The following is a 13,281-nucleotide window of genomic DNA, read 5'->3' as shown; positions in this document are numbered from 1 at the left end:
GTCCCCGCAGTCCCCGGCGCGAGAGGAGCCGGCGCCCTCCGGGGCCCGCCGTACCGGATGGCTCGTCGGGGCGGGGCTGGCGGTGGTGGCGGCGGGCGTGGCGGCAGCGGTGCTCGTGACGGCCCCGGGCGCCTCCGAGACGCCCACGTCCTCTCCCACCGCCTCCGACCCGGGCGCGGGGCGGTTCGCCGCCGCTCCCGAACCGTGCACCCTGCTGACCCGGGCGCAGAGCCGGGCCGTGGTGCCCGGAGCGACGCCGACGGACATGAAGGCCGAGCGGGACCAGGAGGCATACTGCAGTTGGGACGGCCCGTCCGACGTGCGCCGGCTGCGCGTCTCCGTCGCCCACCATGCGGCCGTGCCGGGGGGAACCGCCCCTGAGGCGGCCCACGAGTTCTTCGCCGCCGAACGCACCAAGATCGCCGCCGATGAGGGGACCGGTCCCCTCGGAGCGACCGGCCCCCTCAGAGACGTGGACCGGGTCGGGGCGGAGGCGTTCTCCTACGACATCGTCGCGTTGGATCAGGCCCACGCCATCGTCCGCTTCCGGGTGAGCAACCTGCTGATCGAGGTCAACGCGTCGGAGAAGGCCGCACGCGCCGACGCGGAGCTGCGCAAGCACGCCCTCCGCACCGCGCGCCTGGTCGCCGAGGAGCTGAACGGCCGTGACTGAGGGCACCGCCCCGCCGGGCATGAGCGATCCGAACCTGCTGGCCGGGCGCTACCGGCTGCTGGAGCGCCGCGACCGCGCGGGCACCGCCTGGCGGGCCCGCGACGAGCTGCTCAACCGCGACGTCACGATCACCGAGGTACGGCTCCCGCCTCCAGGACCGCACCATGACTGGCTGCTCGGCCAGATCCGTGTGGCGGCCGACCTCCGGCACCCCGGCATCGCCACCCTTCACGACGTGATCTCCGCATCCGACCGGATGTGGCTGGTCCTGGAGTCGGTCGAGGGCCGTTCGCTGATCCAGGCCGTCCGCTCCGACGGGCCGCTCCCCTCCGAGCGCGCGGCCGAGATCGGCCTGCGGGTGCTGGACACGCTGACCGTTGCCCACGAGCGGGGCTTCCACCTCGCGGCCACGCCCGAGACGGTGCTGCTCACCCCTGACGGCCGGATCGTGCTGACCGGCGTGGCGGACCCCGTACCCGCCGGTGACCTACGCGACCTGGGCATTACCCTGTTCACGGCCATCGAGGGCCGGGCGCCGGACACCGGATCCCGGACCGTCCCCCGCATGGCGGACGGGACCCCGCTGGCCGCCCCCGCCGCCGGTCCGACCACCGGTTCGGGGCCGTTGGCCCCGCTCGTGGAAGGCCTGCTGTCGGCCGACCCCGCCCGCCGGCCCGACGCCACCTCGGTCCGCCTTTCCCTTGAGCGGTCCCTTGAGCGGATCGCCTCCCGCTCCGCCGCCTCCCGCTCCCGGCGCGGACTCCTCGTCATCGTCGCGGCCGCCACGGCCGTCGCCGCAGGCGCCTTCTGGCTCTGGCCCCGGCCTGCCGACCTCGCCCCCTCCGGCCTGGAGCCGGTTCCACCGGCGGAGCCCACGTCGTTCACCGCCATCCCGCGGCCCTGCGGTCTCCTGTCGAAGGACCAGCTGGCAAAGCTCTATCTCGCCGACCGCGCCTTCCTCGAAAGCGCCACCGAGTGCGGTTGGGGGACAGCCGACAGCAGCCAGCCTGCGAACCTCCGCTATCTGATCTCTTACAAGATCAAAATCTTTCCTCCCCGGTCCGACGGGACCGAGAGGAAGAAGGCCCACAACGCCTTCGTAGCCAATCTCGAGGCGGCCGAACGGAACGCCGGGACAGACGCCGACGGCGCTGTCCGAACCCCACCCGCCCCTATCCGGGGAATCGGCCAGGAGGCTTACACCGGAACGCTCGACACGAGCAGCGAACACGCGGTGGGGATCGTCTTCAGAATGAGCAACCTACTGGTCACGATCGAATACCAGCGCGGCGCGGGCCGGAACAGCTCGGGCCAGACGGAGAAGGACGCGGCCGACGCGGCGAAGTGGATCGCAGAAGCGCTGGCCCGCAAGGGTTGAACGACCGCCCCCTCGCCGGGGACCGGCGTGCCGCGACCCCATGGGTCCAGCCGCCCGGCCGAGACCGGTCCGGTCCGGTCCTCAAGCCGTCTCATGACGTGGTGGCCGTATCCGGCTGCCGGCCGTCGATGCGGGACCCGCGGGAGGTCTCCCACATCCGGACGTACACGACGAGGGAGACCAGCACGCACCCGGCGACGTACCAGAAGAACAGGGATTCGTTGCCGGCCTGCTTGAACCAGAGGGCCACGTACTCCGCGGTGCCGCCGAAGAGCGCCACCGTGACCGCGTACGGCAGGCCGACCCCGAGCGCCCGGATGTGGGTCGGGAACATCTCCGCCTTCACCACCGCGTTGATCGAGGTGTATCCGGTCACGAAGAACAGGGCCGACAGCATCAGGAAGAACGCCTCCACCGGGCTGCCGGCGCCGGACAGCAGCCTGAGGATCGGCACGGTGAGCAGCGTCCCGCCGACGCCGAAGAACATCAGCAGCGGGCGGCGGCCGATCCGGTCGGACAGCCCTCCGGCGATCGGCTGCAGGCAGATGAAGACGAGCAGGGCCAGGAAGTTGATCCAGGAGACCGTCTCCTTCTCCATGCCCGCCGTGTTCACCATGAACTTCTGCATGTACGTGGTGTAGGTGTAGAAGGCGACGGTCCCGCCGAGGGTCAGCCCCACGACGGTGAAGACCTCCTTCGGATACCCCGTCAAAGTGCGGAGCGCGCCCTGCCCGGGCACCGGACCGGCGGCCCGGGACTGGCTGGTGAAACTCTCCGACTCCTCCATGCCGCGACGCAGCCACATGACCGCCAGCGCCCCGAGCGCGCCGATGCCGAAGGCGATGCGCCAGCCCCAGTCCTGCATCTGGCCGGCGGTGAGCACCTGCTGCAGGATGATCTGCACGGTGAGCGCGACCAGCTGCCCCGCGACGAGCGTGACGTACTGGAAGCTCGAGTAGAAGCCGCGTCTCCCCGGGGTGGCGACCTCGGAGAGGTAGGTGGCGGAGGTGGAGTACTCCCCTCCGACCGAGAGGCCCTGCAGCAGCCGGGCCGCCACGAGGAGCACCGGGGCCATGACGCCGATGGAGGAGTGGCCGGGAGTCACCGTGATGATCAGGGATCCGGCCGCCATCATGAGGACCGACAGCGTCAGGCCGTTGCGGCGGCCGTAGCGGTCGGCGTACCTGCCGAGCAGCCATCCGCCCAGCGGCCGCATGAGGAAGCCGACCGCGAATACGGCGGCGGTGTTCAGCAGCTGTGCCGTCGAGTCCCCCTTGGGGAAGAAGACGGGCGCGAAGTAGATCGCGAAGGCGGCGTAGGTGTACCAGTCGTACCACTCGATGAGATTGCCGACCGATCCCCTGAGGATGTCGGCGACGACCCGCCGCTCGCCCCGCGGACGCTCCGGCGGCCCTTCCCCACCGAGGTGAGGACCTGTTCCGGTGCTGCTCACAACCCGTCTCCTCCGTTGTGGTCGGGGGGTCTTCGTGACCTGCTGTCACCGGCGTCATGACCGGGCACACCTAGCCGTCCAGGACGAAGCGCACCTCCCGGCGGCGCAGGGGCCGGGCGCAGGCCGTGCAGAGCAGGACCGGGTCGAGGGCGGCGCCGCAGGGGCGGTGGGTGATGGCCAGGGCGGAGCCTTCGGGGGCGGGGAGCTCGTGCTGGGCCCAGTCGACCAGGAAGGCGAAGACCTCGAAGAAGGCCAGGCCCTTGTCGGTGAGGCGGTAGGAGCCGTCGGGGCGCGGGTCGAACACTCCGAGCTCGACGAAGCGGCGCAGGCGGTCGGTGAGGACCGAGGGGGCGATGCCGAGGCCCGCCTGGAAGTCGACGAAACGGCGGGTGCCCAGGAAGGCGCCGGCCAGGATGCTGGTGCTCCAGCGATCGCCGAGGATCTCCATCGAGTCCGGGCAGTAGCCGATCAGGTCGGGGGCGGCGTCGGGGCGGACCGTGCGCCGGTGCCGGCGGGGCGGGCCGATCCGGGAGAAGGTGGCCAGCGGGCCGGGCTCGGTGTGGGTGTCGCGGGCGCTCATCGGTTCCCGGCACGCGCCGCACCCGAGGTACGGCTCCGCCGCGTGGCCGCACAGGTGGTGCAGGAGCGGCGGGAGCCGTCCCCGGTCCGCCCAGTCCCGCTCCCATGAGTGGATGGCCACCAGCAGCGTCCACAGGCGCAGTCCCCGCTCCGTCAGCCGGTATTCGTAGCGCGTCCGCCCGTCGCGGTAGGCGGCCAGTTCGAAGATCCCGTGGTCGACCAGCTCCTTGAGCCTGGCCGCGAGCACCGACTCGGAGATCCCCAGCGCGTCCCGCCACCCGGCGAAGGTCCGGATCCGCAGCAGGAAGGCCCGCTGCAGGATGAGCAGGACCCACCGGTCCCCCAGGATCGCCAGCGCCTGCCCGATCGCACTGAGCTCAGCCCGCGCCGTTCTCCGCTCGGTGCCGCTCACGATCCGTCCTCCGGTGCCGCCTCGAATCCGCTGATGAAGTGCCAAGCTAACCAACTCGATCTTGCCGTGGATAGTTTGACCCCCTCCTTGACGGGACGATCAGGACCATATGACCGTTGACGAGCTGACTTCTTTTATCGTAGCTTCCGGGGTATGGCGGAACCTGTGGCGGTCATCGACGAGTCGGGCGAGCCGAATCCGTACCTGATGGGCGTCTACGCCCCGGTCCAGGACGAGATCACGGCGGAGAACCTCAAGGTCATCGGGGAGATCCCGAAGGATCTCAACGGCGTCTACCTGCGCAACGGGCCGAACGCCCGGTTCCCGGCCAGGGGGCGCTACCACTGGTTCGACGGGGACGGCATGGTGCACGCCGTGCACTTCGAGAACGGCAGGGCCCGCTACCGCAACCGCTACGTCAGGACCAGGGCGTTCGAGGCGGAGTCGGCCGCCGGAAGGTCACTCTGGACCGGCGTCATGGAGAATCCCAAGGACAATCCGTTCGGCAACACCCGCGGGCTCAACCTCAAGGACTCCGCCAACACCGATGTGATCTTCCACCGGGGCAAGGTCCTCACCACCTGGTACCTGTGCGGCGCGCCGTACGGCATGGACCCCCTCAGCCTGGAGACGCTGGGTGTCGAGACCTTCCTCGACACCCTGACCGGCGACTTCATGGCGCACCCCAAGCTGGACGAGCGGACCGGGGAGCTGTTCTGGTTCGACTACGGGCCCCGCCGGCCCTATCTGCGCTACGGGGTGGTCGGCGCCGGCGGCCGGGTGGAGCACTGCGTGGAGCTGGACCTGCCGGGGGCACGGCTGCCGCACGACATGGCGATCACCGCCGGCCACGCGATCCTCATGGACCTGCCGCTCTACCAGGACATGGACGCCGCCCGGCAGGGCCGCTACAAGCTGACCTTCAACCGGGAGCTGCCCTCCCGTTTCGGGATCATCCCGCGCCGCGGCCAGGCGCACGAGATCCGCTGGTTCGAGGCGAAACCCTGCTACATCTACCACGTCGTCAACGCGTGGGAGGAGGGCGACGAGATCGTCATGGACGTGTGCCGGGTGTCGCGGCCCGCGCCCGCCGGGAGCGGGAGCCCGCTGGCCCGGATGATCTCCTACCTCAAGCTCGACGCCCGGATGCACCGCTACCGGTTCGACCTGCGCACCGGCCGGACGCGCGAGGAGTCCGTCGACCCGGACCACAACACCGAGTTCCCGTCGATCGACGCCCGCCTGACCGGCCGGAGGTCGCGCTACGCCTACAACGTCTCGGTCAAGGACGCCGCCACCAACCTCTTCGACGGCCTGGTCCGCTACGACAACGTGACCGGCGCCAAGGAGGCCTACTCCTACGGCGAGCACCGCTACGGCAGCGAGGCGCCGTTCGCCCCGCGTGACGGCGCCACCGCCGAGGACGACGGCTACCTGGTCAGCTTCGTCACCGACGAACGCGAGGGCACCTCCGAGGTGCAGGTCCTGCACGCCGCGGACCTGACCGCCGGACCGGTCGCCCGGATCGTCCTTCCCCGGCGCGTGCCGCTCGGCTTCCACGCCACCTGGGTCCGCGCGGACCAGCTGAAGGGCGGGGCCGGATGAGACCGCCGCACGCGACCCGCCCCGCCGCGCCGCGCCGGAGCCCGCGGAGCACGCCACAGGCGCGTGCGAGCCGGCGGGGGCCGCTCCGGTGACGGCCTACCTCTACGACGCGGTCCGGACCCCGCGAGGCAAGGCCAGGCCGGGTGGCGGGCTGGCCGGCGTGACACCGCTGGCCATGCTGGAGAAGCTGCTGCACGGCCTGCGCGAGCGGACCGGCGTCGAGCGGGCCGACGACATGGTCGTCGGCTGCGCCTCGCAGAACGGCGACCAGGGCGGCAACCTGGCCCGGACCGCCGCGCTGACCGCCGGGTTCGACACCCCGGGCATGACCGTCAACCGCTACTGCACCTCTGGCGTCGACGCGATCCGCACCGCCTTCGCGCTGGTGGAGTCGGGCCAGGGCGACGCCGTGATCGCCGGCGGGGTCGAGTCGGTCTCCCGGGTGCCGATGTTCTCCGACGGCGGGCCGTTGTGGGCGGATCCGGCGGTCGTGGACAAGGTCGGGTCGATCCACATGGGCATCGCGGCCGACGTGGTCGCGACGGCCGAGGGCTTCGGGCGCGAGGAGCTCGACGCCTACGGCCTGCGCACCCAGACCCTGGCGGCGCGGGCCTGGGCGGCCGGGCGCTACGAGCGCTCGCTGCTGCCGGTGAACGACCTCCGGCACGACGAGCACGTACGGCCGGGGCTGACCCTGGAGGCGTTCACCGCGATGGCCCCCGCCTTCGCCGGGCAGGACGACCAGGACGCCATCGTCCGCAGGCACCGGCCCGACCTCGGTGAGATCCGCCACCTGCACACCCGGGGGACCTCCCCCAGCCTGTGCGACGCGGCGGGCCTGGTCCTGGTCGGCTCGGAGCGGGCCGCCACGGCCCTGAGGACGCCGCCCCGGGCCAGGATCGTCGCCACCGCGACCGCCGCCACCGACCCCGTCACCATGCTCACGGCGGGCCAGCTCGCGGTCGAGCGGGTCGTCGCCGGGGCCGGGCTGACCCCCGACGACGTCGAGGTCTACGAGTTCGCCGAGGCCTTCGCGGCCCTGTGCCTGAAGTTCCAGCGGGATCTGGGGGTCGGCGACGACCGCTTCAACGTCAACGGCGGCACCATCGCCATGGGTCACGCCTTCGGCGCCACCGGCGCCCTCCTCGTCGCCGCCTGTCTCGACGAGCTCGACCGCCGCCGGGCCCGCTACGGCGTCGCCGCCGTCAGCGGCGCCGCGGGCAGCGGTTCGGCGATCCTCCTGGAGCGTGTCGGATGAGGCCCGCGGCGGGTCCCGTGAAGCTGGGCGTCTCGCTCGGCCTGTGGCAGGACCGGCCCGCCGGCGAGGCCCTGCTGACGGCGAGGGCGGCCGACGAGCTGGGGTACGGCGAGCTGTGGGTGGGCGAGATGGCCACCTACGACGCGTTCGCGCTGGCCACCGCCGTCGGGCTGGCCACGGGGCGGATCGGGCTCACCGTCGGGCCGCTGGCGGTCGCCGTACGGGATCCCATGATGATCGCCATGGGGGTGGCCTCGGTGTCCGACCTCGTCGGGAGGCCGGTCAATGTGGCGGTCGGGACGTCGAGCCCGCTGGTCGTGGAGGACTGGCACGGCCGCTCCCGGGCGCGGGCGGCGACGGCGCTGCGGGAGGCGGTGCGGGCGCTCAGGCCGCTGCTGGACGGTGACAGATCGGATTTCGCGGGCGAATGCCTGAGCAGCCGCGGCTACCGCCTCCGGCTCCCGGCCCCGCGCTCCGAGCTGAGCGTGGCGGCCTTCGGCGCCTGCGCCGTGCGGACCGCCGCGACGGCCGACCGGATGGTGCTCAACCTGGTCACCCCGGCCTCCGCCGCCCGCCTGGTCGCCGCCCTCCGTACCGCGTCCGAGGGGCCCCCGCCGAGAGTGGCGGCCTGGGTGACGGCCGCCGTCGACCCCGACCGCGAGGCGGTCGACCGGATGCGGCGGGGCGTCGTCGGCTACCTGGCCGCGCCGGGATACGGCGAGATGTTCGCCGAGGCCGGGTTCGGGGACGTGGTGGAGCTCGCCAGGACCCGGCCGCACCCCCGGGAACTGCTGGCCGCCATCCCCGACGGCCTGCTGGAGTCGGTCGCCCTCCTCGGCGACGCGGGGGCGGTGCGCGAGCGTCTCGACGCCTACGCCGAGGCGGGCGTGGACGAGGTGGCCCTGGTACCCGCCGCGACGGACGCCGACCCCGGCGGTGTCGCGACGCTCAGGGCGCTGGCCGGGTAATCACGATATATCTCGGACGGAACGCGGCGACGCGCCCACGCGTTGGACGGACGACACAGAATGAACAGAGGCGGGGCGTCGGCTCCGCGTTCGGAGGATGTTGAGGATGTCGCCCGTCCAGAAATACGCGATCGGCGCCGGGGTAGCTGTGGTCCTGGCGTGGCTGCTCCTGCCCGGTTGGCTGACCCTGCTGGTCGTCCTGGGCGTCGTCGCCGCCCCGGTCGTCGGATACCTGATGCTCGATCCGTCCCAGCGCGAGCGGCTCAAGCGCGCCCGCAGGCGCGGCCTGGGCCGCTGACGCGGTGCCGGAAGGCTCGCTTCCCGCCGGGGAGCGGGCCCCGGTCCGCCGGCCGTGAGCCGCCGGCGGGCGGCCGTGAGCCGGTGGACGCCGGGGCGGCCCGGCAGCGGGGCCGCCGCGAGCCGGCGGGTCAGGCGGGCGTCGGGGCCGCCGCGAGCTCGGCCTCCACGCGCCGGGTGACCTTGCGCTCGAACACGAACGACAGCAGCGGCACGGTGCCCGCCAGCATCACGCCCACGATGTACGGCCACGACCAGCGGGCCTTCATGCCCAGGTTCATCGTGGCCACCAGGTACAGCATGTAGAGGAAGCCGTGGATCGGAGAGACGATCTTCGACGGGCCCTCGATGTCGAACCCGTACCTGAGCACGATGCACGTGACCAGGACGAGCAGCATCACGCCGACGACGTACGCCAGGATGCGGAAGGGCTTGAGGGCGGAGTCCACGGTCATCTACCTCGGTCTTGGGGTTCGGACACTGAAACGATATGCGGCCTCAGGCCGCGGCCGGTTCGGGGCCGGGCTCCTGCTCCCGCTCCGCCGTACGGCCGCGCAGGATGTCGCGCACGAAGTGCCACCACATGAAGACCGCGAACAGGCCGAAGATCCACCACTGGGCGGCGTAGGCGAGGTTGCGCCAGGTGATGGCGCCGGACACGGTCGGAGGGGGCACGCTCACCGGCTTGGCCGCGACGGCCGGGGCCGGTGACTGCGCACCGGCCACCACGAACCCGTCGCGCAGTTTCGCGCCCCGCCACAGGTTGACCAGTTCGGCCGACGACACGGTCAGCACCTGGCCCTGCGGCAGTTGCCGGATACGGCGCTGCACGCTGTCGGTGGCCTCCGAGGGCTGCAGCCGTCCGGTGACGGTCACCTTGCCCGCCGGTACGGCGACGGCCGGATCGCCGGCCCGGGGCACCCAGCCGCGCACGACGGGGATCGAGGTGCCGTCGCCGAGGTCGAGCGGGGTGAGCAGCCACAGGCCGCCGTCCCGTTCGGCCACCAGGAGCTGCTTGGACCCGTCGAAGGTCCCCTCCGCCGTCACCTGGCGGCTGACCGCGTCACTCGTCAGGTGCCTGCCGGGCTGGGTGAGGGTGCCGACCGCCACCGGGGCGGGGTCCCGGGTCGCCTGGGGCTTGCCGGAGTCCTCGAAGACGCCGAGCTGCCAGCGGCCGAGCAGTCCGCACACGACAAGCGCTCCGATCGCGAGCAGGTGGAGCACCAGCACGCGAGGAGAGAACAGGATCCGGAGCATGACACCACGCTATCCGCCCCGGTCGGCGGTCCTGTCCCCAGTACCGCGCCGCAGGGGTGTCGCAGGTCCCACGCGTCACCGGCGCTCCGCGAAAGTGGCACAAATCGGTGTCGCGGGGCATCCCGTATCGCTAAAGTCGACCCCATGTCTGATCCTCAGATTGACCCGGCCGGCAACACCCAGCAGTTCCGCGCCTTCGCTCAGCGGAAGGAGCCCGAGGCCGCCCCCCAGAAGCGGTCGCCGGCCGTGCCGATCGCCGTGGTGGTCGCGGTGCTGGTCGTCGCCGCCATAGCCGCCTATCTGATCCTCTAGGGATCGGACGACCGACAGCGCCGACGGCATCGCCCTCGGCGCTTTTCGCGTTCCTCGAGAGAGTTTCCACGCCACCCGGGGAACGATACATACCGACCAGTCGGTGTGAAGCGACTCACCGGCCCCGAGTATGGACGGCGCGGGGATCCGCCAATTACATTGGACAAGTCGTCCAATAGTGCGGAGCACCCTCGTCGCCGGGGCCGCGCCGTACGCCAGGAGGCTCCAGACCCATGCGCCGCCAGGAGAGCCAGCAGGGAGACCGTATGAGCACGCGTCCCGGGATAACGATCATCGGCTCCGGCTTCGCCGGGCTGGGCATGGCGATCAAGCTGAAGGAAGCCGGCTACCACGACTTCGTGATCCTGGAGAAGGCGGCCGACATCGGCGGCACCTGGCGGGACAACACCTACCCGGGCTGCGCCTGCGACGTCCCCTCGCACATGTACTCCTTCTCCTTCGAGCTCAACCCCGGCTGGTCGCGCATGTTCTCCCCGCAGACCGAGATCTGGGACTACATGCGGGCATGCGTCGCCAAGTACGGCCTGGCACCGCACTTCCGGTTCGGCAAGGAAGTCGTCGGGCTGGAGTACGACGACGACGCCGGCCACTGGCGGGTGAGCACCGGCGACGGCGAGGCGTTCACCACCAACGCGGTGGTCTCGGGGATCGGCGCGCTGCACGTGCCGTCACTCCCGGAGATCCCGGGCCGCGAGAGCTTCCGGGGCCCCTCCTTCCACTCTGCCGAGTGGGACCACTCGGTGGACCTGACCGGCAAGCGGGTCGCGGTGATCGGCACCGGCGCCTCGGCCGTCCAGTTCGTGCCGCGGATCGCCCGGCAGGTCTCCCGGCTCCACCTGTTCCAGCGGACGCCCCCGTGGATCCAGTCCAAGCCCGACTTCCCCATCTCGCCCCGGATGAAGAAGGCCCTCGCCCTGCCCGGCGCCGCGCGGGCGCTGCGCAACTCGATCTACTGGGCCCTGGAGACCCGCGCGCTCGGCTTCACCATCGACCCGCGCCTGATGAAGCCGCACCAGACGATGGCCCTGCGCCACCTGGCCAGGCAGGTCCCCGACCCGGAACTGCGCGCCAAGCTGACCCCCGACTACACGATCGGCTGCAAGCGCATCCTCATCTCCAACGACTACTATCCCGCCCTGGGCAGGGACAACGTCGAAGTGATCACCGACGGGACGGCCGAGATCCGGGAGAACTCGATCATCGACTCCACCGGCCGGGAGATCGAGGTGGACGTGATCGTCTACGGCACCGGGTTCAAGGTCACCGACGCGCTGAACGAGCAGCGGATCGTCGGCAGGAACGGGCGGAAGATCCAGGAGGCCTGGCAGGACGGCATCGAGGCCTACTACGGGATCACCACCGCCGGGTTCCCGAACCTGTTCTTCCTGCTCGGCCCCAACACCGGCCTGGGCCACAACTCGGTCGTCTTCATGATCGAGTCCCAGGTCCGCTACGTGATCGACTGCCTGCGCCTGCTGTCGAGGACCGGGGCCAGAGCCCTGGACGTCCGGCCCGAGGTACAGCGCGAGTTCAACGACCGCCTCCAGAGCCGCCTGCACGACCTGGTCTGGAACGAGGGCGGCTGCAGGAGCTGGTATCTGGACGAGCACGGCGTCAACCGGACGGTCTGGCCGGGCTTCACCTTCGAGTACTGGGCGCGCACCCGGAGGATGCGGCCCGAGGCCTACGAGCTCATCCGTTGATCCACGGCGCCCCTCCGGGCACGGCCGAGCAGGCGGAGCCGGGCCCTCGCCGTCACGGCGGGTTCTGAATTTTACGGGAAACGTGGATTACCCATCGCCGAAGCAGATCAGGGCATGGGTATGGACGTAGGCCCGCTGCTGCTGGCCGTCGTGGTCGCGACGGCGCTGGCCTTCGCCTTCAGCAACGGGTTCCATGACACCGCCAACGCGATGGCGACGTCCATCGTGACCGGAGCGCTGCGGCCGCACATGGCCGTCGCGCTGGCGGCCGTCCTGAACTTCGTCGGAGCCTTCCTGTCACTGAAGGTGGTGGCCACGATCGCCGAGAGGATCGTCGACGGTGACGCGATCACGCTGACGGTCGTCTTCGCCGGCCTGCTGGGCGGCCTGGTGTGGAACCTGGTGACCTGGTACTTCGGCCTTCCGTCAAGCTCGTCCCACGCCCTCATCGGCGGCGTGGTGGGGGCGACCCTCGTCTCGGCGGGCGCCTCCGCGGTCCATGGCCAGAAGATCGTGTCGGACGTCCTCGTCCCGGCGGTCTTCTCGCCGCTGGCGGCCGTTCCCGTAGCGGCCACCGGCACCTACCTCGTCTACAGGATCACCAGGAACGTGCCCGGCCACCTGCGCGACCGGGGGTTCCGGATCGGGCAGATCGGCTCGGCCTCACTGGTGTCGCTGGCCCACGGCAGCAACGACGCCCAGAACACCATGGGCGTCATCACGCTGGCGCTGATCGCCGGCGGCGCGGCCGGCGACGGCGCCACCGTGCCGACGTGGGTGATCGTGAGCAGCGCGGCCACGATGGCCCTGGGGACCTATGTCGGCGGATGGCGGATCATCCGGACCGTCGGCAAGGGGCTGACGGACATCGCGAGCCCGCAGGGGTTCGCCGCCGAGACGTCCTCGGCCACGATGATCCTCGCCGCGTCGAACGTCGGCTTCCCGCTGGCGACCACCCACGTGTGCTGCGGCTCGATCCTGGGCTCGGGACTGGGAAGGCGCAGGATCCGGTGGGGCCTGGTGTCCCGGATGGCGGCGGTGTGGCTGATCACCCTGCCGGCGTCCGCCCTGGTGGGGGCGGCCGCGTGGAAGGGCGCCCAGGCCATCGGGGGGTTCCCCGGCGTCGCCGTGATGTTCGTGGCGGCGATGGCCTTCGCCCTGGAGATCTACGTGGCCGCGGACATGAGGCCGGTCAACGCCTCCAACGTCAACGCCGAGTGGACGGAGCACGGGATGCCCCCGGCCTTCGCCCAGGAGCCCGCGCCGGTGGACGGGGCGGCACAGACCGGGGAGTCGGCGCAGGGGAAGGAGCCGACGGCGTAAGCGGCCCACCGCCCGGGGGGCTCCCCGCCCCGTCCACCGGCG

At 71.6% G+C, this 13,281-nt stretch carries 13 protein-coding genes; 9 read left to right on the top strand and 4 right to left on the bottom strand.

The genetic code is table 11. The features are described 5' to 3' along the window. Positions 1-673 (top strand): hypothetical protein (locus tag CA984_RS46665; protein ID WP_207621166.1); only part of this gene is annotated, 673 nt, incomplete at its 5' end. Next, the gene (locus CA984_RS36435; RefSeq protein ID WP_086577955.1) at positions 666-2,051 is read left to right on the top strand and encodes a protein kinase family protein; all 1,386 of its coding nucleotides are present in this window, start codon (positions 666-668) and stop codon (positions 2,049-2,051) included. The genes CA984_RS46665 and CA984_RS36435, both read left to right, overlap by 8 nt. Before the next feature lie 91 nt (positions 2,052-2,142). On the opposite strand, the gene CA984_RS36430 is transcribed toward CA984_RS36435, so the two are convergent. Together CA984_RS36430 and CA984_RS36425 are read right to left on the bottom strand one after the other, a co-directional pair. Next, entirely contained in the window at positions 2,143-3,504 is a 1,362-nt protein-coding gene (locus tag CA984_RS36430) for an MFS transporter (protein WP_086577954.1), read from the bottom strand. A 70-nt stretch (positions 3,505-3,574) separates the two neighbouring features. Further along, positions 3,575-4,495: a winged helix-turn-helix transcriptional regulator gene (locus CA984_RS36425; RefSeq protein WP_133061881.1), complete on the bottom strand. Its 921-nt coding sequence runs from the start codon at positions 4,493-4,495 to the stop codon at positions 3,575-3,577. Positions 4,496-4,648: 153 nt separating this feature from the next. Between CA984_RS36425 and CA984_RS36420 the strand changes: the two genes are divergently transcribed. From CA984_RS36420 to CA984_RS36405, 4 genes are all read left to right on the top strand, one after another. Next, positions 4,649-6,100 (top strand): carotenoid oxygenase family protein, encoded by a 1,452-nt coding sequence (locus CA984_RS36420; protein WP_086577952.1) that lies wholly within the window; start codon positions 4,649-4,651, stop codon positions 6,098-6,100. A gap of 88 nt (positions 6,101-6,188) precedes the next feature. Continuing rightward, the gene (locus CA984_RS36415; RefSeq protein ID WP_086577951.1) at positions 6,189-7,358 is read left to right on the top strand and encodes an acetyl-CoA C-acyltransferase; all 1,170 of its coding nucleotides are present in this window, start codon (positions 6,189-6,191) and stop codon (positions 7,356-7,358) included. Next, positions 7,355-8,326 carry an LLM class F420-dependent oxidoreductase gene (locus CA984_RS36410; protein ID WP_086577950.1) on the top strand — a complete coding sequence of 324 codons (972 nt, stop codon included), beginning with the start codon at positions 7,355-7,357 and terminating at the stop codon, positions 8,324-8,326. The genes CA984_RS36415 and CA984_RS36410 overlap by 4 nt, the downstream gene beginning before the upstream one ends. 106 nt (positions 8,327-8,432) lie before the next feature. Then, on the top strand, positions 8,433-8,624 hold the full coding sequence (locus tag CA984_RS36405) for a hypothetical protein (protein ID WP_012888270.1): 192 nt from the start codon (positions 8,433-8,435) through the stop codon (positions 8,622-8,624). A gap of 130 nt (positions 8,625-8,754) precedes the next feature. On the opposite strand, the gene CA984_RS36400 is transcribed toward CA984_RS36405, so the two are convergent. Continuing rightward, positions 8,755-9,078, bottom strand: a complete 324-nt coding sequence (locus CA984_RS36400) for a DUF3817 domain-containing protein (protein WP_242676370.1) — start codon at positions 9,076-9,078, stop codon at positions 8,755-8,757. 43 nt (positions 9,079-9,121) lie between these two features. After that, the gene (locus tag CA984_RS36395) at positions 9,122-9,880 is read right to left on the bottom strand and encodes an SURF1 family protein (RefSeq protein ID WP_086577949.1); all 759 of its coding nucleotides are present in this window, start codon (positions 9,878-9,880) and stop codon (positions 9,122-9,124) included. Between the two features lie 144 nt (positions 9,881-10,024). On the opposite strand from CA984_RS36395, the gene CA984_RS46660 reads away from it, so the two are divergent. The 3 genes from CA984_RS46660 (at position 10,025) to CA984_RS36385 (ending at position 13,239) form a co-directional block, all read left to right on the top strand. After that, positions 10,025-10,192, top strand: coding sequence for a hypothetical protein (locus tag CA984_RS46660; protein WP_165781540.1), 168 nt, complete (start codon positions 10,025-10,027; stop codon positions 10,190-10,192). A gap of 266 nt (positions 10,193-10,458) precedes the next feature. Then, positions 10,459-11,916: a flavin-containing monooxygenase gene (locus tag CA984_RS36390; RefSeq protein WP_207621165.1), complete on the top strand. Its 1,458-nt coding sequence runs from the start codon at positions 10,459-10,461 to the stop codon at positions 11,914-11,916. Between the two features lie 114 nt (positions 11,917-12,030). Further along, complete coding sequence (locus CA984_RS36385) at positions 12,031-13,239, top strand: inorganic phosphate transporter (protein ID WP_242676369.1); 1,209 nt, start codon at positions 12,031-12,033, stop codon at positions 13,237-13,239. The last annotated feature ends 42 nt before the right edge of the window (positions 13,240-13,281 follow it).

The organism is Streptosporangium minutum, from assembly GCF_002149035.1.
GTDB lineage: Bacteria > Actinomycetota > Actinomycetes > Streptosporangiales > Streptosporangiaceae > Streptosporangium > Streptosporangium minutum.
The sequence above is the reverse complement of the archived record's forward strand: the minus strand, read 5'-3'. Positions and strand labels throughout refer to the sequence as shown.